The following is a 24,777-nucleotide window of genomic DNA, read 5'->3' as shown; positions in this document are numbered from 1 at the left end:
CGGCAATGTGATGGCGATGGCGGTGATGGAGCGGAAACGGGAGATAGGGACGATGCGCGCGATAGGCATGGAAAAAGGACAGGTGCGGCGCCTGTTTCTTGCCGAAGGGTTCATTATCGGCGGCATCGGGGCCGCGGCGGGCCTCATGCTGGCGACCGGGCTGACCCTGCTGGTGGCCGCTCATGGCGGGGTTCCCCTGCCGCCGCCGCCGGGAACCAATGAGGCGATATCCGTCGTGCCGGTCATCGATCCGGTGATGAGCGCGTTTGGCGCCATTATGCCGTTCGTGGTCGGATTGTTCGCCGCGTGGTGGCCCGCGTCGGCCTCGGCAAATATGAGTCCGGTTCAGGCGTTAACGGAGGTGTAACCATGAAAACGATAAAAGAACGGGCGGTTGGCGTGGCGGCGCGCTTATTGACACTGTTGTTGGCCGCCGGGATGTTGTGGGCGGCCGCGCCGCGTGCCGGTTTCGCCGGCGAAGCGGAACCAACCGCGTTGCAAATATTGGATCGCGCTGACGACCATTGGGATCTGAATCTCAGGAATTCCCGCGTGGAGTTTGAGTTGCAGGTCTACCGCGAGAGCGAACTGCGGTCGAGCTACAAGATGAACATCAAGTATCTGGACAACTACCATGTGCTCGTTGAAACCACCCATCCCCCCCGGAACCAGGGAGAGAAGATGTTGCAGGCGGGAAGGAAGAACTACTGGCTGTTCCTGCCCAACATCAACAAGGCGGTGAAGATCGCGGAATCAAACAGCCTGTCGAACAGCGATTTTTCCAACACCGACATTCTCTCTCCGCGGCTCAGCGCCGAATACACCGCCAGCATCGCCGGAAGCGAAAAGCTCAACGGCGTGGATACCTGGAAGCTGGAGTTGGAGGCGAAAAGCGAGGACACCGCATACGCAAAGATCGTCTATTGGGTACGCAAAGGGGATTTCGCGCCGCTCCGGCGGGACTACTACACTTTTTCGCAACAGCTTCTCAAACGGCTGGACATGCGTTCCACCGGGAAGCTGGTGGAGGGCATGCCGGATACCTTCGTGATGAGCAGCGTGCTGGAGAAGGACAAGAAGACGGTCATACGGTTTCTCAAATACACCCCGAATGTGGCGTATCCGGAGGAGACCTTCACCCCGGGCGCGCTGATGAAGCGGTGAAGCGGAGGATGCCATGAAAAGCGTTTGCCTGTTTCTGGCGGCGCTCTGGATCATGGCGGGATGGATGTCGCCGCTGGTTGCCCACGCAGCCGAAGCGGAAGTTGCTTCGCCCGCCGCGCAGGATCCGTTCGGGCAGGAGGACCCATTTACCGTCATCGAAGGGAAGCCGCAGGTGGCGGCGCCGGACGAGGCGCGGCTCAAAAGCCCCTCGCGCGGGCCACAGGCGCGGGCCGAGGTTTTTATTAGGGAATTCGCGGCCTCGATTAACGATGGTTCCCGCATCAACCCGGACAACCGCATCATGGAGCTTAAGCGGAATATCGGCACCGCGGAAACGCGGCTGACCATGTCCGATCATATTGACCGGCGGGAAACGGTCCGCTGGCTGTTCAAGGGATTCGCCGCATCGGGGAGCTATCTGGCGGCGAACGGCGCGCAACGTCAAAAAGAGGCCCGGGTGGATGAACTGTTCGCCGACTGGAAAGGGGATGACCTGTTCGCCAGCATCGGCAAGCGGCGCGTCAATTGGGGGCACGCGCAGGGGTTCAATCCCGTGAACGTGATTGCCCCGCCGCGCGACCCCATCAATCCCGGATACCAGACCGAAGGGCAGCCGATGGCATGGGGAAGCCACCGCACCGCTTGGGGAAGTATGGATGTCATCCTTACCCGCAACTTCGATGCGGACTGGAACAGCAACCAGAACCGTTGGGGACTGAAATGGGGCGGCGCGGGGGCGGATACCGACTACGCCCTCTACTATTTTGACGGCGGCAATTATGCCGATGGCCGACCTTATGAGCGGATGGCCGGTGCATCGTTCGCCACCGTGTCGGTGCCGGGCATAACGCTCTATATGGAAGCGGCCAACTTTGCGCGGAACTACCGGAACTATTATGCGGCGGACGGTGTGGCGAGGCGCAAGGACGATGGATATTTCCAGGGTGTTGCCGGCCTATCACTCGGACTGGGGGGCAGATCGGGCTTTTTCGCGGAATATTTCCACAACGGCCAGGGTTACTCCGCCGGGGAGCGCGCCAACTATTTCCGGACCGCCGATGCGCGTCTGGGCAATGGTTTCGATCCGGTCATTACGGGGGATTTCGTTCCGCTGGGCATGGACAGGAATTACCTGCTGGCCAATTTCACCAAGGAGTTTTGGGAAAAGTACACCTTTGGTTTCAGTTCGCTCTTGGCCGGGGACGGATCCTCCTCCACACGCGCGGAGATCGCATACGCCGTTTCGGATTATTACGAACTCCGCGCCGTTTATTTGTACAACGAGGGGGACAGTGGCTCCGAATTTGGCAACAGCCCGTACAAGGGGTTGTTCGAAATCGGGATAAAGGCAAGTTTTTAAACACAAGGAGGATGTCATGGAAATTCGTTTGAACTCGGTGAGCAAGGAATACAAGCTGGGCCAGACCACGGTACACGCGCTGCACCAGGCATCCCTGGTGGTGGCGCAGGGGGAATTCGTCGCCCTTGTCGGCCCTTCGGGCAGCGGCAAATCGACGTTGCTGCACCTGATGGGGGCGCTCGACCAGCCGACTTCCGGGGAGATACTGATGGACGGCGTGCAGGTGAACCGGCTGGATGATGACCGCCTGGCGCAAATACGCCGCGACAACATCGGTTTCATATTCCAGTCATTCAACCTTATCCCGGTGCTAAGCGTTTACGGCAACGTGGAATTCCCCCTTGTGCTGAAAAAGGTATCGAAGGAGGAGCGCCGGGAGCGGGTGCACGCCATCCTCAAGCGGGTGGGGCTGGGTGATAGGGCAAACCACAAGACCGAAGAATTGAGCGGCGGTCAGCGCCAGCGTGTGGCGATTGCCCGCGCGCTGGTCACCAACCCCGGCATCATCCTTTCCGACGAGCCGACCGCCAACCTTGACTCAAAGACCGGGCATGAGATCGTTGAATTGATGAAGCGGCTCAATGCCGACCAGAAGGTGACGCTGGTGTTCGCCACCCACGACCACAATATCGTGGCCGACGCGCGCCGCGTGATACGGATACTGGACGGAAAGATACAGGAAGGCTGAACATGACCGCCATGAACGCGTGTAAAGGACGGGTGCGCCAAAGCCGCGCCCGTTCCGGCCCTTCTGAAAAAATGCTCCCCGTTTATTCCACGGTTGGGGTATAAATTCAAAGCATATTCAAACGGGTAGTTAATCATTATTGGGAGGGGAGTCGCAGATGAAAAAGTCCATGGTTACTTTGGCATTCGCCATCATGTTTGTTCTTTCGCCGCTGGCGGTTTTTGCCGCCGGTAAGGAAGCCGCGCCCGCCGGCCCCACGCCGGATCAGGCCCTTGCCATGTTGAAAGAAGGCAACGCCCGCTACATGTCGGGCAAGTTGACCAGTCCGAACGTTTCGCAGGCCCGCCGCGACGAGACCAAGGGCGGCCAGCATCCGTTTGCCAGCATCCTCGGCTGTTCCGATTCGCGCGCGCCGATTGAGCTGGTGTTCGACCGCGGCATCGGCGACCTGTTCGTCATCCGCGTGGCGGGCAACGTTTCCGATACCGATGAGATCGGCACCGTGGAATACGGCGCGGGCCACCTCGGCACACCGCTCATCGTGGTGCTTGGTCACAAGAAATGCGGCGCAGTCACCGCCGTGGTGAAGGGGGATAAGGTCGGCGGCAGCATCCCGCAGTTGGTCGATAACATCGTCCCCGCCGCCAAGCGCGCGAAGGACAAGCGGCTGGAAGGCGACGACCTGATAAACCGCGCCATCACCGAGAACGTGCTGCAATCGATAGCCGATATGCTCACCCGCAGCGAAGAGATCCGCCACCTTGTCGCCTCGGGCAAAGTGAAGGTTGTCGGCGCGGTGTACGACCTGGCCGATGGCAAAGTGGAATGGATGGGCGAACACCCCGATCAGGCGAAGCTGCTTGGCGGCGGCCACGAAGGCCACGCCGCGCACAAGCACTAAGTCCGATTTCAAAGCTTCCTTCCCTCATTTGAGGGGAGGATTGAGGTGGGGTTAAAAAACCTCCCCTGTATCCCCTCCTTGCGAAGGAGGGGATGACTCTAAGAAGGTTTTCGCGTATCAAACGGCCCGCGGGATTCAACACCCGCGGGCTTTTTTATATGTCGCCGCGCTTGATCCAGAGATCGACGGCGGGGGGTTGAAAGGTGGCGATGGCGTCCAGCAACGCCTCGGGGGTTTTTTCCACCAACACCAGTTGCCGGTGCGCGGGGGAAACGAACTTGTGCTCCACCGCGTGATTCAAAAAGTCGATGAGTCCGTTGTAGTACCCTTCCACATTCAGAAGCGCGCACGGCTTTTTATGCAGGCCGAGTTGCGCCCACGACAGCACCTCGAAAAACTCTTCCAGCGTGCCAAGCCCGCCGGGAAGCGTGACGAAGGCGTCCGAGAGATCGGCCATCTTTGCTTTGCGCTGGTGCATGTTGTCCACGATCAGCAGTTCGGTGAGCAAGTTCTGCCGTATTTCCTTATCGACGAGGCTGGCGGGAATCACGCCGGTAACGCTTCCCTTTTCCCCCAAGGCCCCTTTGGCGGTTTCGCCCATGAGGCCGACGTCCCCCCCGCCGTAGACGAGCCCCATTCCCCGTTGCGCGATGAGCTGTCCCATGCGGCGCGCGGCGGCGGCATACGCGGGCAACACCCCCGCGCTGGAGCCGCAGAACACGCAGATATTTTTCATCGCCTCACTGGTTCCGTTTCCAGATTTCCAAAAGCCCGTGGAGCGTGAGGTCGGGGTCGACCGCTTCGATGGTTTCACTCACCTCTTTCAGCCAATAGCTCTGGCCGCCGGTCGCCACCACCTTGGGATTTCCCCCCATCTCCTTTTGCATCTTCCGCGCGATGGTGTCGATCAAGCCGCAAAAGCCGAATACCGCGCCGCTTTGCATGGCCGCCACGGTGTTTTTGCCGATAACCCGGGAAGGCTTCTCCAGCCCCACCTGCGGCAGCTGCGCCGCGCGCTTGGAGAGCGAGAGCATCGAGGCGTCGATCCCCGGCGCGATGACGCCGCCGAGGTACTCGCCTTTCGCCGAAACGGCGTCGAAGGTTATCGCCGTGCCGAGATCCACCACGATGAGCGGCCCCCCGTATTTGACGAAGCCGCCGACGGTGTTGGCGATCCGGTCGGCCCCCACTTCGCGCGGGTTGTCATACAGGAGGGCGATGCCGGTTTTTATCCCCGGCCCGACAACGATGGGATCGGCCCCGAATATCCGCTTTGCGATATCGACATATGCCCCGGTGAGGGCGGGAACCACCGAACAGACGATGACGGAGGCAATGTCTTTTTTTTCGATGCCCTGCTCTTTGAGCAGCATGCTGATTTTCAGGGCCAGCTCGTCCGCCGTTTCGATGTTGCTGGTGTGATAGCGGAATTTTTGGCGGAGGGCGTCTTTTTCAAAGACTCCCGCCACGGTGTTGGTGTTCCCGATGTCGAACGCGATCAGCATTCTGTTTACTCCCCGAAAATTACGTCGCCGGCGGTTATCCGTTCGGTTCCGCGCGCGGTATTCACCAGCAGCGCGCCGTCGCCGTCCAGCCCGGCGGCGATCCCTTCCACATCCGCCTTGAGGTTTTTTATCCGCACCGGCCGGCCGATGGTGCAATCCATATTAAGCCACTCTTCCCGCAAATCGCAAAATGGGCGTTCGAGGTCGGCTTCCAGCGCGTTGAGGATTTCCGCCGCCGCCACCTCGCGCCGCGTGCCGCATCCCAGCTGGCGCAGGCTGGATGCCATCGGCGCTATTTCATCGGGAAAACGCTCCTGTTCCACATTCACGCCGATGCCGACGATGAGCGCCGTTCCCCCTTGGGCCGGCTTCATTTCCACCAAAATCCCGGCGATTTTCTTGCCGTGCTCTTTTTCGCTCATCACGTCGTTGGGGTACTTCAGATAAAAATCGCGCCCGGTGGCGTTTTTAAGCCCCTTCGCCACCGCAACCCCGGCGTTGAGCGTGACCGGCCCCACGCGGTGCGGCGGTTCCGGGCTTATCACCGTCACGGTGAGCGCCAGCCCGCCATCGGAGAACCACGCGCGCTTGAAGCGTCCGCGCCCGGCGGTTTGGCGGTTGGCGATAATCACCGCGCCGTCGCGCAGCGTTCCCTCCGCCAGCAGTTGCAGGGCGTAGCCGTTGGTGCTCTCCACCTCATCGAGGATGATGATCTCCTGCCACCGCGCGGCGCGGAGGCGTTCAACCAGCAGCGCTTCGTCCATCCGGCTTTCTCGATAGCATGTTGATGAAGGCGGCAACGCCAAAAATTTCGCCGACCAAAAAAAGTCCCCAGCGGTATGGCGGCGGCATTTCGCCCGCCGTGATGATGGCGGCATCCGCCATATATGTGTAGAGGATGATGCACGCGCCGATGGCGACGCCGATTACGTCGAGCGGTTTCAGAACGGGCGTCCGCCCCGCTTCGTCGCGCCGCACGATAACAAGGGCGGCCACGCACATGGAGACCGAAACGATGCAGGGGGAGAGCACCGGCCCCCACCAGGTTACCGGGATGAGGAAAAGGATGTCCGGGTCGAACAGCGAGGCGGGCCAGCCGATGAAGAGGTTCAGCCAAATATAGTAGAAGATATCCCACACGCCGAACGCCCACATGAAGAAGGAGAATTTTTGCCAGCCGCCGCGTCCGGCCAGCGCGCCCGCCGCGCCAAGCATGGCGAGCGTGGCCAGCTCGCGCCATAGCTCCACTTTAAGGAACGCCATCGGTGGCACGTTCACCGGGAAAGCGAAGCCATCGGGGTAATAGAGCCATCGGGTGTAGACCACCACCGCCGCTTCCACCAGCCCGAAGGCGGCGGCGAATACCGTGAGCGGAATAAATTTTTTCATTATCGTCCGCGTATTGTACCTTTTCCCAGGTAGGACATGCATTCTTGCATGTCATCGGCCCAACGGGCCGACAGGGATTGGCGCGCTGGCCCGGCAAGGGTATCTTTTGCCTTCACCTGTCAAATTGGCGATAATGGGCACCCTATGAGAAAAGCTGTACGCGACGCGGTGATGGAAGCGCTTGCCCCGGTGGCCCAAAAAGCCGGGTTTGGCGGGGAATTGCCGCCCATCGCCATCGAGATACCCGAAGAAAAATTCGGCGATTTTTCCACCAACGCCGCGATGGTCATGACGAAACCGCTGAAAAGCAACCCGCGCAAAATAGCCGAAGAGTTGGCCGCCGCGCTGAAAGGGCATCCGCTGTTCGCCAGCGTCAGCATTGCCGGGCCGGGCTTCATCAATATGACGGTGAAGCCGGAAAAGTGGCTGGAGGAGTTTGCAAGAATCCCCGCCGACAATTCCGATTTCGGCACGCTCCCGCCCGTTCCCGGCGAAAAGGTGCTGGTGGAATTCGTCAGCGCCAACCCGACCGGCCCGTTGCACATCGGCCACGGGCGGGGCGCGGCGGTGGGCGATGCGCTGGCCCGCCTGCTGAAAAAGGCGGGGTACGACGTCACCGCCGAGTATTACACCAACGACACCGGCCTCCAGATGGAAAACCTCGGGCGCAGCACGCTGATCCGCTACAAGCAGCTTTTCGGCCGGGACGATGCCCTGCTGGAAAACAGTTACCAGGGCCTTTACATCCGCGATATCGCGCAGGAGATAAAGGACGCGCACGGCGACAGGTTTTTGAAGCAGGGCGACGCCGAGTCGCTTCCTTTTTTCACCGCCTGCACCGCCGATAAAATCCTCGGCGACATAAAAGAAGACCTGAAGAAATTCCGGGTGAACTTCGATAACTGGGCCAGCGAGAAAAGCTTTCACGAATCCGGCGCCGTGGAAACAACCATCGCGCATCTGCAACAGCACGGGGCCATCTACGAAAAGGACGGGGCGCTTTGGCTGAAGACCATCGAACTGGCGGGGGACGAAAAGGACCGCGTGGTGAGGCGGGCCAACGGCATCACCACCTATCTCGCGGCGGACATCGCCTATCACGACGATAAATATGAGCGCGGTTTCACGCGCCTGATCGACATCTGGGGGGCCGACCACCACGGCTATGTGGCGCGGATGAAGGCCGCCGCGAAGGCGCTGGGAAAAAATCCCGCCTCGTTCCAGCCGCTGCTCATCCAGATCGTCTCGCTCAAAAAAGGGGGCGAGCTTGTCGCCATGTCCACCCGCTCCGGCAAGTTCACCGAATTGAAGGAGGTGGTGGACGAGGTGGGGGTGGACGCCTGCCGCTTCACGTTCCTCACCCGCGGCTACGACGCGCAGCTTGAGTTCGATGTTGATCTGGCCAAGAGCCAGAGCAACGAAAACCCGGTCTACTATGTGCAGTACGCGCACGCGCGGATAAGCAACATATTCAAAACGGCGGCGGAGCGCGGCATCGAGCCGTTTCCCGCCGCGCCCGATTGGGCGTTGCTCAATCACGAGGACGATCTGCGGGTAATTAAGAAAGCGCTCTTCTTCCCGGCGATGGTGGAAGACGCCGCCAAGGGGCTGGCCCCGCACGCCACAACCCACTACCTGACGGAGTTGGCGGGGGTTTGGCACAAGTATTACACCGTTAACCGGGTGTTGTCGGACGACATTCCGCTCACCGCCGCGCGGCTGGCTCTGGCGGCGCGCGTCCGGACGGTTTTGAAAAACGGCCTTGAACTGTTGGGGGTTTCCGCCCCCGAAAAGATGTAACTTCCAAGAAATTTAGGCTAGAATAGCCGAAATATGGCAGCCAAAAAGAACGACGATCAGGATCAAAATCCCGATAAACTCAATTTTTCCAAAACGCAGCTCACCGTCATAATCGGCAGCATTGCCGCCATCGTGGTGTTGGCTTTGGCGGTTGGATTTCTGACGAAAAAGAACGACGCCCAGGTGGAGGAGCAGGCGGCGGTGGAAGCCCCGCCCGCCGAACAGGCGACGGAGATGCCGCTCCCCGATGGGGCCAAGAAGGAAGAATTAAGCAAGCTGGAAGGAACCCTGCCGAAGCAGGTGCCGTTGACCCCCGAAGAAGAGCTGAAGCAGAAAGCCGAACATAAGGCTGAAAAGAAACCTGAAGCCGCTCCACAACCGGTTCCCGCGGCGCCGGTCCCCGCCGCGCAGCCCAAGGCCGCCGCGCCGGCTCCCGCCCCCGGCGCCATCGTTGAAAAGACCGCTCCAAAGCCGTCTCCCGCGATAGAAGAAAAAAGCGCCGAGCCGAAAAAAGAGAAAAAAGCCAAGCGCGAAAAGCCGAAGAAAAAGAGGGTGCATGCCATTCACCGCAAAACGCCGGAGCCGCTTAAGAAGCAACTGGACGTTAAGAAGGTAAATGCCGCCCCCAAGGCCGAGCCGCGCAAAGAACCCAAGGAAACCGGCGAAGCGCCGGTTCAGGATACCAAGGCCGGAAAACTGGAAAACAAGCCGGGGCCATCGTCATTCAGAACCAGGTTACCCGATACTTTGCGGCCCATGACCGTTGCGGTTGAACCCTCTCCCGACGCAAAGCCCGATGCCATTGAGCCTGGCGCCGCCGCCCCGGTGACGGCCGAAGCCCCCGCGAAACCGGCCCCCGCCGCCGCCCCGGAAGCGGCCGAGCCGAAGTTCGCCCTTTTGGCTGAAACGGTGGCGAGCGAGGCCGACGCGAAGAGCCGCGTTGCCGCCCTCAAAAAGAGCGGCTATCAGGCCTATTACCTGAAAACGGTGACAACCAAAAACACCTGGTACCGGGTGATGGCGGGCGCCTACGCCACGCAGGAAGAGGCGGATGCCGCCGCCGCCGAATTCGGCCGGAAAGAACACGCCAAGGCCAAAGTCCTTCCGTACGAAAAGCCTTAACCGTTTTTTCCCTCCCTCCCATACCCCCTTAATTCTTATAAACCGGATAGAATTGCCGTATGAAGCAAAAAGACACCGGCGGGATAAAGATTGTGGCGACGAACCGCAAGGCGTACCACAACTATGAAATCATGGAGACCGTCGAGGCGGGCCTCGTCCTGCAAGGAACCGAGGTGAAGGCGTTGCGCGAGGGGAACGTTCAGATGGCGGACGCCTACGCCAGCGAGCGGCGCGGCGAGCTCTATCTGGAAAAGCTGCACATCAGCGAATATTCCCACGGCAATGTGCAAAATCACGAACCGACCCGCCCCCGCAAACTGTTGCTGCACAGGGCGCAGATGGTGAAGCTCATCGAAAAGACGCAGGAGAAAGGGCTTACGCTCCTGCCGCTGAAAATTTATTTCAAGCAGCACTATGCGAAGGTGGAGCTCGGCCTCGGCCGCGGAAAAAAGATGCACGACAAGCGCGAAACGCTGAAGAATAAAGCGCTCGACCGGGAAACGGAGCGCCAGTACAAAATAAACAAATGAACCGCTACGCTGTGAGTAATCCGGGATGAACGTCCGGCGCGGCGGTGAACAGGGGACTCCGCTTGTTTTCGTCCACGGCTGGGCGATGAGCGGCGCGGTCTGGCAAAAGCAGTTCGATCATTTTGGCGGCACCCACCGCGTTTTCGCCGTGGATCTTCCCGGTCACGGGTTGAGCGCGCCGCTGGAAGGCCCGATCACCATCCGCCGCTGCGGGGAAGAGCTGGCCCGCTTTCTCGACGAAGAAAAGCTGGAAGGGGCGGTGCTCATCGGCTGGTCGCTTGGCGCTCAGGTTGCGTGCCATGCGGCCCTGTTGAACCCCGCGCGGGTGGCGAAGCTGGCGCTTGTTTCCGGCACCCCCTGTTTTACCGCGCCGTCGAAAGATGACCGGTGGGGTGTTCCCGCCGCCAAATCGAAATGGTTCGCCCGTCAGATGCGCGCCGATTTCGAAAACGTTTTGCGCGGCTTCATTCTCACGTTCTTTGCCGGCGGGGAAGCCATTTCGCCGGAGGAGGAAGCGGTTATCAAGGAGCTTTTTTTCGTCCACGCGCCGGATCGCGCATCGGCGCTCGCCTTGCTGGATGATTTGCACGTGTCCGACATCCGCGAAGAACTGCGGCGGATCGCCGTTCCGTCTTTGATAGTCCACGGGCGGGATGATAGAATCATTCCGGTGGAGGTAACGGGGGTATGGTCGGGGTTTCTGGCGCCACGCGCGAATATCGTTCTTATTCCGGGTTGCGGCCACGCGCCGTTTCTTACCCGCCCGGAACTTTTTAACCGCGTGTTGGAGACATTTTTGGAATGATTCCGGCACGCATAAAAAAATCCTTTGCCCGCGGCGCGCGGACCTATGCGCGCCACGCCGCGCTGCAAAAAGAGGTATCGCGCCGCTTGGTGGCCGAATTTGCCCAAATGCCGGAGGCGCCGTGCCGCGTTCTCGACATAGGCTGCGGCACCGGCTTCACGTCGCTCGATGCGTTGAACCGCTGGTCCGCCGCCCGTGTCTGTGCCATCGACATCGCCTTGCCGATGGCGCGCGAAACGCGCAATGCGGGGATACGGGCGGTGGCGGTGGCCGACGCGGCACGTCTGCCGTTCCGCGATGGAACGTTCGACGCGGCGGTTTCATCGCTCGCATTCCAGTGGGCCGCCGCCGAACCCGGATTTTTCGGCGCCACCGCCCGCGTGCTGCGCCCCGGCGGGCGGCTTTTTTTCGCCACGCTGGCGGAGGGGACGCTGGCGGAATTGCGCGAAGCATATGCCGCCGCTTGCATGGAGTGTACCGGCCGCCCGGCGAATTTTTTGCCGCTTGCCGCTCCCGCCCGGCTGGCACAGCTTATGGAATGCGAGGGCTTCCGCCGTATACGCTGGAACAGCGAAACCGCCGTGCGGCGGTACGCCGGCGTGGACGAACTTTTCGCCGCGCTCAAGGGAACCGGCGCCGCCGCGGCCGGCCGGCCCGAAAACGCGCCGCGCCGCGACATCCTGGCAAAAACACGCCGCTATTATCCGGCGGCCGGCGGCGGTATCACGGCAACGTGGGAAATAGCCTATTTTGAAGGGGAGCGCGCATGAAGCATAAGGGGCTGTTCATCACCGGCACCGGCACCGGCGTCGGCAAGACCGTGGTGGCCGGCGCGCTGGCGCACCTGCTGGCGGAAGAGTGGTACGACGTGGCGGTGATGAAGCCGGTTCAGACCGGCGCTCCGGTGCGGGGGGAGAAAGCCGTTTCGCCCGACCTCGACTTCATGCGCATCATGGCCGGCACGAGCGACAAGGACGACCTCGCCATGCCCTACGCCTTTTCGCTGCCGCTTTCCCCCTATCACGCGGCGCTGGCCGAAAACCGCCGCATCGAACCGGCCAGGATCGTCAACGCGTTCCGCGCCCTTTCCGGACAGCGCAACATGGTGGTCGTGGAAGGGGCGGGGGGGCTTATGACCCCGCTCACCGACGAACTGTTTTGGGCCGATGTCATCAAGATGCTCAACATTCCCGCCGTGATCGTCACCAGCACAAAGTTGGGGATGATCCACCAGACGCTCGCCACCGTGCTGGCCGCCGAAACCTACGGCGTGGAAATCGCCGGCATCGTGGCGGTGGAGACCGACCCGAAAGACAACCCGCCGGTCGACCTGAAATTTCTTGAGAAGAACTGCAATGTTCCGGTGTGGGGCGTGCTCCCCTACTGCAAGGGGCTGGCGCGCAAGATTCCCGATTACCTCGAACTGCGCCGCGCCGCGGCAAACTGTTTCGATGGCGCGAAGCTGGTGGAATACATCGACCGGGAAAACGCCTCCCTGCTCCAGCAGCGGCTGGAGCGGATGGACCGCCAGCACGTCTGGCATCCGTTCACCCAGATGCGCGAGTGGGAAAAGGAACCGGTGCTCATCGTCAGCCGCGGCAACGGCGTCCGGCTCGCCGACCTGGAAGGCGAGGGGTATTACGACGGGCATTCCAGCTACTGGGTGAACGTACACGGCCACGGCCACCCGCGCCTTACCCGCGCATTGGCCAAGCAGGCGGCCCGGCTGGATCACGCCACTTTTTTGGGACTTTCCAACCGGCCCGCCATAGAGCTGGCCCAGCGGCTGACTGAGATCACGCCGCATAATCTCACGCGCGTGTTTTACAGCGACAACGGCTCCACCGCGGTTGAGGTGGCGCTGAAAATGTCGGTGCAGTATTTCCGCAACACGCTGGGAAAGAAATCGAAGAAGACCAAGTTTTTGGCAATCGGCGGCGCCTACCACGGCGATACGCTGGGGGCCGTCGCGGTGGGCGGGGTCGATCTCTACCGCCGCGTGTTTGGGCCGCTATTGGCGGATGTTTTTTTCGCCCCCGCGCCGCACTGCTACCGCTGCCCGCTGGGCAAGACGTATCCGGACTGCGCGCTCGCCTGCGCGTCGGAACTGGAGCGGATGGCCGAGATGCACCACGAAAAGATCGCCGCGCTCATCATCGAGCCGATTGTGCAGTGTCCCGGCGGCGTCATCACCGCCCCGCACGGCTACCTGAAAAAAGCGCGCGAGGTGTGCGACCGATTCGGCATCCTGATGATAGCGGACGAGGTGGCGGTCGGTTTCGGCCGCACCGGGCGGATGTTCGCCTGCGAGCATGAAGAGGTGCAGCCGGATCTGATGGCGCTCTCGAAAAGCCTCGCGGCGGGGGTGCTGCCGCTGGCCGCCACGATGGCCAGCGAAAAGGTGTACGAGGCGTTTTTGGGCGGCTATGAGGAGAAGAAAACCTTTTTCCACGGCCACACCTTCACCGGCCATCCGCCGGCCTGCGCGGTGGCGCTGGAAAGTTTGAAGATGTTCCGGCAAAAGAAGGTGCTGGCGCAAGTGGAGGCGCGGAGCCTTCAGTTGCTGGACGAACTGGTGAAATTCGAGAACCTGCCGCATGTGGGGGACGTCCGCCACAAGGGGATGATCGTCGGGATCGAACTGGTGAAAAACCGCGAAACGCGCGAACCGTTCGCCCCGCACCTGCGCACCGGCCACGCGGTGGCTATGGAGGCGCGGCGGCAGGGGCTGATCGTCCGCCCGCTGGGCGACATCATGGTGCTCTTCCCGATTTTAAGCAGCACGCAGGGCGAGCTGAAGAAGATGGCCGACATCCTCTACCACTCCGTCGCCACCGTCACCGGCGATTTCGCATAGCTTCGCTTTACCGCCGATAAAGCCGGCTCAAGCGCCAAATTTTTCAAAGAACGCGGGCAGTGTGTCAGTTTGAATTATCATGTTCTTTTTCCTCCCCTTGCGGTGCAAGGGGAGGTGCGGGAGGGGTTAAAAACCTCCCCTGTATCCCCTCCTTGCAAAGGAGGGGACTACTTCGTTGCCAAGTTAATTTCAACCTGACCCACTACCCTTTTTTTCCACGGGTTGTTAATTTCCCCTCCATAAATTATGATTCCCGTAAAGGGGGGATTGCATGACACGAAACACGGTTTTGACCCGCATTTCACTTTCCGCTCTAGTGGCGTTTCTCGCCATGATGCCCGTTCCGGCGCACGCCAAGGACATGACCGCGGTGAAAGGGACCGGCTGCCAGGCAATGGGGGAATCGTTCTCCGTCGCCGCCGCCCGCAAGCTGGCCAAAGACAAGGCGGTGAAAAACGCCATCGAATCGGCGATGGTATCGAGCCAAAACCTTTTTGTCGATGTTTCCGGCACGGATGCCAAAGAAGAGCACCAGAGCATCATACGGATCGTGGAAACCACGGTGGCGGGGCGGATCGTCGACCCGCGGTTTTCGGATTTTTATGAAAAACCCAAAGATACCCACTGCATCGACGTTGCCGGCAAGGTGGATATGGATGAGCTGCGCGACCTCGTGAACGCCATTCAGGGGGTGGATCCCGCTTTTGAAACCCAGCTCCGCGTTAAAACCGATGAATACGCAAAAGCGAAAGAGCCGAAAACCGCGGCGGAAGCCGACGCGCGCAAGGCGGCGCTGATGGAGTTCGTGCTGAAAAAACCGGTGGTGCAGATCGCCTACGGCGAAACGCCGGGGACCGACAACAAGACCCCCAAGCAGAGCAAGGCCGAGGCGGAAGATAAGGCGCTGGTTCTTGCGCGCAAGGTGGCGCTGAACCGGTTGGTGGCCCGCCTGGGCGATCTGCCGCCCGATGTGCTGGCCGTGCCGCTGCCGCAGGCGAAGAACATGCTGGATGCCGGGCTCAAGCTGGCGGCTAAATCGTATATGGATCAGGGAGGAAAGCCGGTGGCGGAGCCCGTCTGGGAAGGGGGCGCCGCCATCGCCATCGTAAAGGCGGCCTACGCCTATCAGGGGGATGCGAAGTCCTTTGTCGCCGCGGGCGGCGCCATTGCCGCCAAGGGGGGAGCCCCCAAAGGGGCCGCGGCGGGCGCATCGATGGTGTTGATGAGCCTCAACGTGAACGGGGTGATACCGCCCGACGTGCGCAAGCTGTTCGCCAAGGGGGTGGAGAAAGAACTGGGCAAGAACTATCAGATATTCAGCGGCAAGAAGGTGGAAGCCGCCGAAAACAAGGCCGTGGAAAATTATAAGGCGAACAACTGCCACGAAGACGACCATTGCGTGGCGGACGTGGCGAACGCGCTCGGCGCGTCCTACGCCGCGATCCCCTCGGTGATGAAAGCGAGGGGGAATTATGTCCTCGGGCTGCGGATTTACAGCGTGACGAAGGATGACGATCTTTTTGACGACGAAGCGCAATGCCCCGGCTGCTCGGACGCCGACGCGGCTGTCGCGTTCGAGGCGCTGGCGGCGAAAAGCGCCGCCCCGGCGCAATAACGGCGGAATGAAACCAAAATACATTATGGAGGTGCGGATGAATCGGATTGCGATGCGGGTGTGTATGGTGATGCTTGCGGCGTTTTTTTGCGCCGCGCCGGCGGCGTTCGCCAAGAAAGATAAAATTTCCCTCGGCGTGAAGGAGTTTCGCAACAACACCCACGCCGGGTGGTGGCATGGCGGGGTGGGGGACGACCTCGCCTCGATGCTGAGCAACGAGCTTTCCTCCAGCGGAAAATTCTCGCTGGTGGAGCGGGATAAGCTGAAAGGGGTTCTGGACGAACAGGATCTCGCCGAATCCGGCAAGGTGAATCCCAAAAAGGCGGCCAAGGCCGGCAACCTGACCGGCGCGCAGTATATCGTTTACGGAACCGTGTCGGCGTATGAAGAAGACACCTCCAGCACGGGCGGCGGCCTCAGCTTCGGCGGCATCAGCGTCGGCGGCGATAAGGGAACCGCATACCTCGCGGTCGATATCCGGGTCATCGATACCACCACGGGCGAGATCGAGCTTTCCCGCACGATCGAAGGAAAGTCCGGCAGCGGCGGCCTCAGCGTCGGCTTTTATAAGAGCGGGCTGGGCGGCAACCTGAAAAAAGAGGAGAAAACCCCGGCGGGCAAGGCGATCCGCGCCTGCGTGGTGGAGATATCCGAATACCTCGAATGCGCCATGGTGGACAAGGACGACTGCATGGACAAGTACAAACAGAAAGAGGAAAAGCGCCGCAAGAAGACCAAGGAAGCTATCGACCTCGACGAATAGCCAACGATTGGACATGACAACGGGGCGGCTCCTTTAAAAGGGCCGCCCTGTTTTTTTATATTGCGGTGACGGCAGCTTCGGCGAGGGCGGTTTTCTTGTCGATGGTGAGGGTGAGGTTGCCCATGCGGGTGTCGGTGATGCCGCCGCCGGCGCAGCAGGTGGGAACGGCCTCCTCGAAGCTGACGCCGCAAGTGATGTGCAACGCGCCGCCACGATCTTCCACATCAATATCGTACAGCGAGAAGGGGCCGTCTTTGTAGGGCCATCCCCCTTTTTTGCACAGCTTTTCCAGCGGCAGTTTCCAGAGGTTATCCAGCAGTTCGCGCGCCAGAGTATCATTGAACGCTTCCGTGCCGTATGCGGCAAGTGTTTTTGGCAGCGAGAGCGGTTCGCTCATTCGTTTTCCCCGAAGATTTCGGCGAGCAGCTTTTGGGCCAGCGGATGCCCGGCGATGCAGCTTTCGATGGCGCTGGCCGCTTCGCTGGCCGGCTCGCGCATGCCGTTGGCCAGATAGATTTGCCCCGCCCTGTAAAACCATTCCACCGCGCGCTCCTCGTCCAATTTCACGCCGCTGCCGTTTTGGTACATCACGCCGATGTTGTACGCCGCTTCGGCGGTGCCCCCCTCCGCCGCCTCCTCGAAAAGCGAAAGGGCGCGGTTAAAATCCCGCCGGACGCCGTGACCGTTGTAAAACATCAGCGCGAGGTTGTAGGCCGCGCCGGAGTGGCCGTTGCCGGCCGCTTCCTCATACCAGCGGGCCGCTTCGAGGAAATTCCGCTCAACGCCGTGGCCGTGGAAATGCAGCCCGCCGAGCGAGTTCTGCGCCTCGGCCAGCCCCTCGCCGGCGGCCAGCGTGAACAGCCGGTTCGCCTCTTTAAAGTCCTGCCGTACGCCGTGTCCGCCGCAATACAGGAGGGCAAGATTGCTCTGCGCCTCGGCCAGCCCCTGATCTGCCGCCCGCTTGAACCAGTGCGCGGCCTCCTTAAAATCCTGCTCCACCCCCGCGCCGTTGTGCAGCATGAGGCCGAGATTGTTGGCGGCCCATACGTGTCCCTGCTGCGCGGCGGCGCGGTACCAGCGGGCCGATTCCGCGAGGTCCGGCTCCATCCCCTCGCCCGTCCGCAGCAGTTCGCCGAGGAGATACTGCGCGTTCATATCGCCCTGCTGCGCGAAGGCGCGTATTTGGTCCACGTCCAGATTTTTATTCAATTGAGGTTCCTGTTCGTTTGTCATTGGGAAAAGGGTAAATGATACGGCGCGGAGGCGCAAGCAAAATGGGGCGGCCCCCTGTCATCCTGAGCCAAAGGCGAAGGATCTCTTTCCGGAAAGGGATTCTTCGCGGAGTTTACACTGAGCGGAGCGAACGTGCTCAGAATGACAAGCGGTGCGGCTATCCGAAAAGGGCGTCGGCGATTTTCCGCTTAAGCTCTTCCAGCCCCTGGCCGGTGGCGGCGCTGATGCCGAGCGCGCCGTGGCGGCGGCAGATGTTTTCGGCCTGTTCCGCGTCCGCCAGCTCTATTTTGTTGAACACCGTGATGACCGGAATTTCCGCCAAGCCGATATCCTCGATGATCTCTTCGGTGACTTTCATGTGCGCGTCCAGTTCGGGGTTTGAAATATCGGCGAGGTTGATGAGCATATCCGATTCGGCCAGCTCTTCCAGCGTGGCGCGGAAAACGCCGCGCAGCGATTCAGGCATGTTGCGGATAAGCCCCACCGTGTCGCTGATGACCGCTTCCTTGCCGTTCGGCAGCCAGAGCCGCCGCGTGGCCGGGTCGAGCGTGGAGAACAGAAGGTCTTTCACCAGCAGGTCGCTGCCGGTGAGCCGGTTGAGCAGCGTCGATTTTCCCGCGTTGGTGTAGCCGAGTATCGAAACGGTTTTCACCTCGGCGCGGCCGCGTTTTTTCCGTTTTTGGGCGCGGCGGTTTTTCAGGTTTTCCAGTTCGTGCTCGAACTGGGTGATCCGGCTTTGCAGGTGGCGGCGCTGCGTTTCGGCGGTCGTCTCGCCGGGGCCGCGCAGGCCGATGCCGCCGCGTATGCGCGAGAGGGCCGATTCCTTCGCGCCCAGCCGCGGCAGCAGGTATTTCATCTGCGCCAGTTGGATGCGCACCTTGCCGTCGCGGCTGGTGGCGCGCTTCTCGAAAATGCCGAGGATGAGCTGCGTCCGGTCGACGACTTCCAGATCGGTGAAATCGGAAATCGCCTTTATCTGCGCGGGGGTCAGTTCGGTGTCGAATATCACCATGTCGACCCCCAGCGAGAGCGCTTTTATCATGAAGTCCTGCATCTTGCCGTGCCCCATCAGGAATTTCGGATCCGGCACGTCGCGCCGCTGCGTCACCCGCCCCGCCACGGCGATGCCGGCGCTGCGGGCCAGTTCGGCCAGTTCGTCCAGCGAGATGTCCATTTGCAGCTTCGGCTTGTTGGAAACGTGTATCAACAGCGCGCTCTGTTCCGTCTCCACCTTTTTGGCGATGACGGTTTTTTCGAGGTCGCGCTCCACCTGCTCGATCAGCCCCTGGTACAGCTCTTCCGCCAGCGGGTGGGTGAGCGCGCCGTGCATGGTGTAGCGGTCTTCTTCCCCCGCCTCGATGTGGGCGAGGTGCAGTTTTCCCGCCGTGCCGTCCGGCCGCACATCGATGGCGGCCATCGCGTCCAGCCGCAGCAGCAGGAGGTCGTTCAGGTCGTCCCGCGTGACCGGCTCCCCCTTCAGGTGGGTATGTATGCAGCGGTAGCCGGCCAGCCGTTTGCCGGCCACGCGGCGCTGCCCCAGATTCGGGATGACGATCTGATGGTCGTTGCCGGCGATGACGTGGGTGATTTTCCCCTTGCGGTCGATCAGCAGGCCGATTTGCCGCGCCAGCTCGCGCGAGAGCTTGGCGATGTACGTCAGGAGTTCGTCGGTGATGAGCTGGCCGGACGGGATTTTGCGGCGGTAGACGCGCTCGAGGCTTTTGAGGGCCGCGTGCGGCAGCCCCGCGATATTGCCGTGAACCGTGTGGGAAATGGCGCAGCTCCTTGCCGTTAAAAACCTTCGAGTATGAGTCCGACCAGCCGGTCGCCCAAGTAGTCCGCCGCCTCCCTGTCCGCCTGATTGCGGGCGGTTTCGGCCGCCGGAATATCCGCGCCGACGTTGTAATCCCACTGCACCCGCAGTTCGCGGTCGAACGCGATTCCTTTACCGGCGTTGTCGGTGAATGTAACCTTCACCGTCATCTTAACGCGGTATTGGGAAACCCGGTTGAGGCTGTCGAAGGCGACCGGCTCCAACGAGTAGCTTTTAATGGCGCCGAGCAAGAGGCTGTCGGCCCCGCCGTCCACCACCGCCAGCCGGCCGTCCCTGATGAATTTTTCGGTCACCGCCCGCGTAACGGTGATATCGAGGTTCGGCTGCTGCACATCGTTTTCAAATACGGGAATGCCGATGCTCCTGATCCCTTCGGGAAGGCCGCTCCCCTGCCCCGCGAGGCGGTAGCTGCAACCCGCGGCGAAGAGAACGGCCAGAAAAAGGGGTAACAGCCGTTTCAAGAAATCTCCCCGCCGCAACTGGAGCCTTGACCGGCGGTGCAGCCGTAGCAGTGCGCGCCGGTGACGATCTGCCGCCCGGCGAGGGCGCGCTGGTTCCAGTCGTTGATGTGGAAGGGGGCGCCGTGGTTGACCCGCAGGCCGAGCATCTGGTTAAAATCGCAGTCGAACAAAAATCCGTCCCACCCGACCGATACCATCGAACGGCACATCACGTTTTCGGCGGCCGCCGGGTTGAAGGCCCCCGCGAGACGCAGCAGGTAGCTGTCGTGGGCGTTTTTCCGGTTGAGGTAATCCTTGAACCGGGCTATCGGCATGTTGCTCATGGCGAACAGGTGGTTGAAGGCGACGCCGTGGTTTCTTTTCAGCTCGGCGCGGAACTGCCGCTCCATCGGCTCCTGCGGCGCGGGGAGAAACGCCCCGGCCGGATTGTAGACGAGGTTCAGCGTAAGCCCGCTCCCCTCGATGCCATAGCCCGTTTCGTTGAGATGCTTAAGGGCTTCGATGGATTTTTCAAAAACGCCTTTGCCCCGCACCGCGTCGGTCTCTTCCCGGCGGAAGTAAGGGAGCGAGGCGACGACAATGACGTTATGCGTTTTCCAGAACGCGGGAAGGCCGTGCATTTCCGGTTCGCGCAGGATGGTGAGGTTGCACCGGGTCATGGCCGCCGCGCCGGTGCCGCGCGCGCTTTCGACAAACGTCCGGTAGCGGGGGTGCATCTCCGGCGCGCCGCCGGTGATGTCCAGCACCGGTATCCGTTCTTCCTTCAGCAGGCTCAGGCAGCGTTCCATCACCGCATCCCCCATCATCTCGGTGCGGTTCGGCCCGGCTTCGACGTGGCAGTGGTGGCAGGCCTGGTTGCACTTTTTGCCCAAATTCACCTGCAACGTGGCGATGCCTTCGGCCCTCAACGGGTAGAGGTTGCACGATTTGAGCGCGTCGTCGAACGGCGTGATGGCGGCGGGCATCGTCAAAACGAGATTTTTTCCGCGGCGTTGCGCATTTGCACTCCATGCACCATCGCCGCGCCCCCCTTGATGGCGGCGGCCACATGGATCGCTTCGGTCATCTGGCCGGTGTTGGAGCCTTTTTCAAGGCAGTCTTTGGTGTAGGCGTCGATGCAATAGGGGCATTGCACGGCGTGGGCGACCGCTAAAGCGATGAGCGCCTTTTCCCGTTGGGTGAGGGCGCCCTCCTGAAAGACCTTGCCGTACCACTGCGAAAAAGCCTTCCACAGTTCCGGGGCATCCTTCCCCATGTCGCCAAATTTTTCGAGATCCGCCGGATTGTAATATGTTTCCATTATTTCTCCTTTACTCTTGTCATTCTGAGGAACGAAGCGACGAAGAATCCCTTTCCGGAAAGAGATCCTTCGCCTTCGGCTCAGGATGACAACGCCCGCGTAACAAGCGTTATTTTCCAAACAAAGATACCGCCATTTTTCGTGATTGTAACACAAGAACCGCCAGCCCGGCGGCGTTATAGACGCCAGAAAGCCAGCGTGACCGCCAGCCCGGCCGCCACGGCGGCGGAAGCCCAAGAGAGGGTATTGAACCGCCCCACATACGCGTCGAGCCGCCGCAACTCCCCGCTGCCCGATGAGGTCAGAGAAGGATCGTATGTTCCCACTTCCCGCGCGGCGTGGAGCACCGCTTCACCGTGCGGCGCGGCGGCAATGGCGCCGGTCAGGTCGGCCCCGGCGCTATGCTTGTTCATATGCAAGCCGTTGTTCCAATGGCGTGATTCGGTCACATCGTATACCTTCCCCTTGAAGGCGATGAGCGCGCGCCGCCCCTTGCGGCCGTTAAAGAGTTTGAGGTCGCCGGGTGAAAACGCCTTGAACCGGGAAAAATCGGGCAAGGCCAGCAGTATCTCGGCCTCTTTGCGCCGTCCCGCCGTCTGGCGCGCCACGATCAGCCTGATCGTCATAAGCAGAACCAGCATGTTGGTCAGGACAATCTTGAGGCCAAGAAAAGTGCCGTAGGTGGAATGCCAGAAATCGTTTCCCGGCACATAGACGAACGGAACGAGTAGCGCGCCGCAGCCGATGGCCAGCCCCATCGATGTCCAGATGAATTTGCGCTCCGTGGGGGAAATATCCTCCCGCGCCAGCGGGCGCGGCACAAAGCCGAGGAAGATGGCCGCCCCCGCCAGCGCCACCGCCGCCGCGGCATGGATCGCCAGCAGCAGATGGCGGATTTTCCGTTCAAGCGCGGCGCCCAGGCCGCTCTTCGGCTTTCCACTCGCGGTGTTTGGAAGCTGATAATAATTCCGGACGAACAGGTTGCCGTCGGCGGTGAACTCAAGATTGTCGGGGCGGCCGATATGGCAGTAGTCGCAGTTTTTCCCCGTCTGATCGGCGAATATCTGGGTGGCGCGCGCCTCTCCCGCCAAAAGCGGCGTCAGGGCGAGCAGCGCCACGGCAATCACGGGCCGGAATATCGTTTTCATCGGGTTTATGGAACGACAGTTTACCGCGCCGCCGCGCCGTCGGCCAAACATATTTACACGCTTCTGTCATTCTGAGCCGCAGGCGAAGAATCCCTTTCCGGAAAGAGATCCTTCGCTGCGTTCAGGATGACAAAGAAAAAAGGGTTATTTCTTTTCTTCGGCTTTCTTTTCTTCGGCCTTCACTTCAGCTTTCGCTTCGGTTTTGGCGGCTTTCTTGTCGGCCTTCTTTTCGACTTTCTTTTCTTCGGCCTTCACTTCTTCAGCGAACGCCGGGGCAACGAAGCAGGTGAAAGCGGCGGCCACAAAAGCGATAGTCAGGAACTTTTTCATGGGAATCCTCCAAGGTGTACAACCATTACCGCGGAACCGCCGCGCAACATGCGCGGCAAACCAGTGTCCCGCGGTAAAATTCGTTTAATTATTGCCGGTTGCGAATTGTACCCCAGCCATACCGGAAATAATCAAATTAATTATTTGGCCGATACCGCCTGGAAGTCAGGCCACGAGCAGGAGAAGCGTTTCGGCGGTTTCGTTCACCGCTCCCAGTATGTCGCCGGTCACCCCGCCGATCCGCTTTTCGGCGAACTTCCGCAGCGCCAGCGCCGTTCCCGCCGCCACCGCCGCGAAGAGCGCCAGTTTTTTCGGGTCAATCACAAAGCCGCCGGCAAGAACGGTCGCCGTGGCGATGAGGATTGTTACCGCCGAAAATTTGCCGACGAACGCCGCGCCGGTGCCGGTGGCGCGGGGGTAGGGGGCGTTGCAGGCGGCCACCATCATGCTCCAGCGGGAGAAGGCGAGCGCCGCGGCGATGGCGGCGAACCGGCCCTGTTCGCAGAGCAGCCAGAGCGCCGCGAACTTGCCGATAAGGACAAGGAAAATGGCGGTGTAGCCGAACGGGCCGGTGAACGGCTCCTTCATGATCTCCAGCGCGCGTTGCGGCCCTTTGCCGCTCAGCAGGCCGTCCGCCGAGTCGGCCAAGCCATCGAGGTGCAACGCGCCGGTGACCAGCGTCAGCAGCAGCAGCGCGGCGAATGCGGCAACGCGCGGGTCGGCCCCCGCCGCCATCAGTCCGTATGCGGCGGCGGCCGCAATGCCGCCGATAACGGCCCCCGCCAGCGGGAAGAAGGCGAACGACGCGCCGAAATCGGCCGCACCGTATTGCTTCACCTGCGGCAACGGCAGACGCGTAAGAAACGTGAATGCCAGGTGCAGCGGTTTCAGCATCGGCGGAAACGCGCCCCGCCGCTCACAGCGCGGTGGAAACGCCGGCGCCCCCGAAGGTGGCCATTTCGTTGTAGATTTTCACGGACGCTTCGATAATGCCGATGGCAAGCGCCGCGCCGGTTCCCTCCCCCAGCCGCATATCGAGGTCGAGTATCGGCTTCACCCCCACCTCTTCGCAGATGCGGCGATGCCCCCGCTCGGCTGAGAAATGGGCGAAGAAGACCCGCTGATGAACCGGCGGCGCGCTGCGAATGGCGACGATGGCGGCCGCCATCGAGATGAATCCGTCCACCACCACCGGTATCCGGTTTTTGGCCGCGCCGAGAATGAGGCCGGTCAGCCCGGCGATTTCCAGCCCGCCCACTTTGCGGAGGGCGTCGAGCGGCGAAGCGAACGGCGTGTGCAGCGCGAGAATGCGGTTGAGCACTTCGGTCTTGCGGGCGATGCCCGCGGCGTCCAGCCCGGTGCCGGGGCCGACGATGGTATCGGGCGACAGCCCCAGCATGGCGGCATACAGCGCGGTGGAGGGGGTGGTGTTGCCGATCCCCATGTCCCCCGTGCCGATGATATCGACGCCGTTTTTTGCCGCTTCTTCGGCGAGGCCGATGCCGGCGAAAATGGCCTGCTCAAGTTCTTTTTCGGTCATCGCCGCTTCTTTGGCGATGTTTTTGCTTCCTTTGGCGACTTTCCGGTTGACCAGCCCCGGCGTGTTTTCAAAATCGTAATTCACCCCCATGTCGACCACCACGGTTTCGCAGCCGGTGTGGCGCGCCAGCACATTGATGCCGGCGCCGCCGCGCAGGAAGTTGAGCACCATCTGCGGAGTTACTTCCGCCGGGAAGGCGCTCACCCCTTCGGCGCAAACGCCGTGGTCGGCCGCCATGATGTAGATCGCCTTTTTTTTCAGGCGCGGCGGGTAGCTGTCCGAGGCCCTGATGAAGCGGGCGGCAAAATCCTCCAGCCGCCCCAGCGAGCCGAGGGGCTTGGTGAGATTATTGAGGTGCGCCTGGACCTCGGCGTCGCGCGCGGTGTTCACCGGCTCGATGCCGGCGATGTATTGCTCTATCCGTTTCATGGT

26 protein-coding genes are annotated in these 24,777 nt (G+C 61.3%); 13 read left to right on the top strand and 13 right to left on the bottom strand.

All coding sequences use genetic code 11. The features are described from left to right. Positions 1-10: 10 nt before the first annotated feature. The 5 genes from HZA03_07345 (at position 11) to HZA03_07325 (ending at position 4,113) form a co-directional block, all read left to right on the top strand. Positions 11-367, top strand: coding sequence for an ABC transporter permease (locus HZA03_07345; protein ID MBI5637766.1), 357 nt, complete (start codon positions 11-13; stop codon positions 365-367). Positions 368-369: 2 nt separating this feature from the next. After that, entirely contained in the window at positions 370-1,164 is a 795-nt protein-coding gene (locus tag HZA03_07340) for an outer membrane lipoprotein-sorting protein (protein MBI5637765.1), read from the top strand. 13 nt (positions 1,165-1,177) lie between these two features. Beyond that, entirely contained in the window at positions 1,178-2,524 is a 1,347-nt protein-coding gene (locus tag HZA03_07335; protein ID MBI5637764.1) for a hypothetical protein, read from the top strand. 16 nt (positions 2,525-2,540) lie between these two features. After that, complete coding sequence (locus HZA03_07330) at positions 2,541-3,212, top strand: ABC transporter ATP-binding protein (protein ID MBI5637763.1); 672 nt, start codon at positions 2,541-2,543, stop codon at positions 3,210-3,212. A 157-nt stretch (positions 3,213-3,369) separates the two neighbouring features. Further along, positions 3,370-4,113 carry a carbonic anhydrase gene (locus tag HZA03_07325; protein MBI5637762.1) on the top strand — a complete coding sequence of 248 codons (744 nt, stop codon included), beginning with the start codon at positions 3,370-3,372 and terminating at the stop codon, positions 4,111-4,113. 154 nt (positions 4,114-4,267) lie between these two features. On the opposite strand, the gene HZA03_07320 is transcribed toward HZA03_07325, so the two are convergent. From HZA03_07320 to HZA03_07305, 4 genes are read right to left on the bottom strand one after another with little or no spacing between them, the layout of a single operon-like run. Further along, positions 4,268-4,849: a TIGR00730 family Rossman fold protein gene (locus HZA03_07320; protein MBI5637761.1), complete on the bottom strand. Its 582-nt coding sequence runs from the start codon at positions 4,847-4,849 to the stop codon at positions 4,268-4,270. 4 nt (positions 4,850-4,853) lie between these two features. Then, positions 4,854-5,618, bottom strand: coding sequence for a type III pantothenate kinase (locus tag HZA03_07315; GenBank protein MBI5637760.1), 765 nt, complete (start codon positions 5,616-5,618; stop codon positions 4,854-4,856). 5 nt (positions 5,619-5,623) lie between these two features. Next, positions 5,624-6,382, bottom strand: a complete 759-nt coding sequence (locus HZA03_07310) for a biotin--[acetyl-CoA-carboxylase] ligase (GenBank protein MBI5637759.1) — start codon at positions 6,380-6,382, stop codon at positions 5,624-5,626. Then, a complete protein-coding gene (locus HZA03_07305; GenBank protein ID MBI5637758.1) occupies positions 6,360-7,007 on the bottom strand; it encodes a hypothetical protein in 648 nt (215 codons plus the stop codon). Before HZA03_07305 ends, HZA03_07310 begins: the two co-directional genes overlap by 23 nt. 144 nt (positions 7,008-7,151) lie before the next feature. Here HZA03_07305 and HZA03_07300 point away from each other — a divergent pair, with 144 nt between their 5' ends. From HZA03_07300 to HZA03_07265, 8 genes are all read left to right on the top strand, one after another. Then, positions 7,152-8,807, top strand: a complete 1,656-nt coding sequence (locus tag HZA03_07300) for an arginine--tRNA ligase (protein MBI5637757.1) — start codon at positions 7,152-7,154, stop codon at positions 8,805-8,807. 33 nt (positions 8,808-8,840) lie between these two features. Further along, positions 8,841-9,929, top strand: coding sequence for an SPOR domain-containing protein (locus HZA03_07295; GenBank protein MBI5637756.1), 1,089 nt, complete (start codon positions 8,841-8,843; stop codon positions 9,927-9,929). Between the two features lie 59 nt (positions 9,930-9,988). Beyond that, on the top strand, positions 9,989-10,459 hold the full coding sequence (smpB, locus tag HZA03_07290; protein ID MBI5637755.1) for an SsrA-binding protein SmpB: 471 nt from the start codon (positions 9,989-9,991) through the stop codon (positions 10,457-10,459). Between the two features lie 25 nt (positions 10,460-10,484). Continuing rightward, positions 10,485-11,264, top strand: coding sequence for an alpha/beta fold hydrolase (locus HZA03_07285; GenBank protein ID MBI5637754.1), 780 nt, complete (start codon positions 10,485-10,487; stop codon positions 11,262-11,264). After that, on the top strand, positions 11,261-12,034 hold the full coding sequence (locus tag HZA03_07280; GenBank protein ID MBI5637753.1) for a methyltransferase domain-containing protein: 774 nt from the start codon (positions 11,261-11,263) through the stop codon (positions 12,032-12,034). Before HZA03_07285 ends, HZA03_07280 begins: the two co-directional genes overlap by 4 nt. Then, a complete protein-coding gene (bioA, locus tag HZA03_07275) occupies positions 12,031-14,121 on the top strand; it encodes an adenosylmethionine--8-amino-7-oxononanoate transaminase (protein MBI5637752.1) in 2,091 nt (696 codons plus the stop codon). The genes HZA03_07280 and bioA overlap by 4 nt, the downstream gene beginning before the upstream one ends. Positions 14,122-14,392: 271 nt before the next feature. Next, positions 14,393-15,736, top strand: a complete 1,344-nt coding sequence (locus tag HZA03_07270) for a hypothetical protein (protein ID MBI5637751.1) — start codon at positions 14,393-14,395, stop codon at positions 15,734-15,736. Between the two features lie 52 nt (positions 15,737-15,788). Further along, positions 15,789-16,499 carry a CsgG/HfaB family protein gene (locus tag HZA03_07265; protein MBI5637750.1) on the top strand — a complete coding sequence of 237 codons (711 nt, stop codon included), beginning with the start codon at positions 15,789-15,791 and terminating at the stop codon, positions 16,497-16,499. Between the two features lie 55 nt (positions 16,500-16,554). Here the strand turns inward: HZA03_07265 and HZA03_07260 are convergent, their stop codons facing one another. The 9 genes from HZA03_07260 to cobT form a co-directional block, all read right to left on the bottom strand. After that, positions 16,555-16,896 (bottom strand): hypothetical protein, encoded by a 342-nt coding sequence (locus HZA03_07260; GenBank protein ID MBI5637749.1) that lies wholly within the window; start codon positions 16,894-16,896, stop codon positions 16,555-16,557. Then, positions 16,893-17,732 (bottom strand): sel1 repeat family protein, encoded by an 840-nt coding sequence (locus HZA03_07255; GenBank protein MBI5637748.1) that lies wholly within the window; start codon positions 17,730-17,732, stop codon positions 16,893-16,895. The genes HZA03_07260 and HZA03_07255 overlap by 4 nt, the downstream gene beginning before the upstream one ends. 157 nt (positions 17,733-17,889) lie before the next feature. Next, positions 17,890-19,644, bottom strand: coding sequence for a GTPase HflX (gene hflX / locus HZA03_07250; protein MBI5637747.1), 1,755 nt, complete (start codon positions 19,642-19,644; stop codon positions 17,890-17,892). 379 nt (positions 19,645-20,023) lie between these two features. After that, a complete protein-coding gene (arsS, locus tag HZA03_07245; protein MBI5637746.1) occupies positions 20,024-20,992 on the bottom strand; it encodes an arsenosugar biosynthesis radical SAM protein ArsS in 969 nt (322 codons plus the stop codon). 2 nt (positions 20,993-20,994) lie between these two features. Beyond that, positions 20,995-21,327: a carboxymuconolactone decarboxylase family protein gene (locus HZA03_07240; GenBank protein MBI5637745.1), complete on the bottom strand. Its 333-nt coding sequence runs from the start codon at positions 21,325-21,327 to the stop codon at positions 20,995-20,997. Between the two features lie 176 nt (positions 21,328-21,503). Continuing rightward, positions 21,504-22,475, bottom strand: coding sequence for a hypothetical protein (locus tag HZA03_07235; GenBank protein MBI5637744.1), 972 nt, complete (start codon positions 22,473-22,475; stop codon positions 21,504-21,506). A gap of 144 nt (positions 22,476-22,619) precedes the next feature. Next, complete coding sequence (locus HZA03_07230) at positions 22,620-22,805, bottom strand: hypothetical protein (protein MBI5637743.1); 186 nt, start codon at positions 22,803-22,805, stop codon at positions 22,620-22,622. Between the two features lie 165 nt (positions 22,806-22,970). Then, positions 22,971-23,699: an adenosylcobinamide-GDP ribazoletransferase gene (gene cobS / locus HZA03_07225; GenBank protein ID MBI5637742.1), complete on the bottom strand. Its 729-nt coding sequence runs from the start codon at positions 23,697-23,699 to the stop codon at positions 22,971-22,973. 22 nt (positions 23,700-23,721) lie between these two features. Further along, on the bottom strand, positions 23,722-24,774 hold the full coding sequence (cobT, locus tag HZA03_07220) for a nicotinate-nucleotide--dimethylbenzimidazole phosphoribosyltransferase (GenBank protein ID MBI5637741.1): 1,053 nt from the start codon (positions 24,772-24,774) through the stop codon (positions 23,722-23,724). Positions 24,775-24,777 lie beyond the last annotated feature (3 nt).

Source organism: Nitrospinota bacterium, from assembly GCA_016217735.1.
Taxonomy (GTDB): Bacteria; Nitrospinota_A; UBA7883; order JACRGQ01; family JACRGQ01; genus JACRGQ01.
This window is presented reverse-complemented; position numbering and strand designations above follow the sequence as displayed.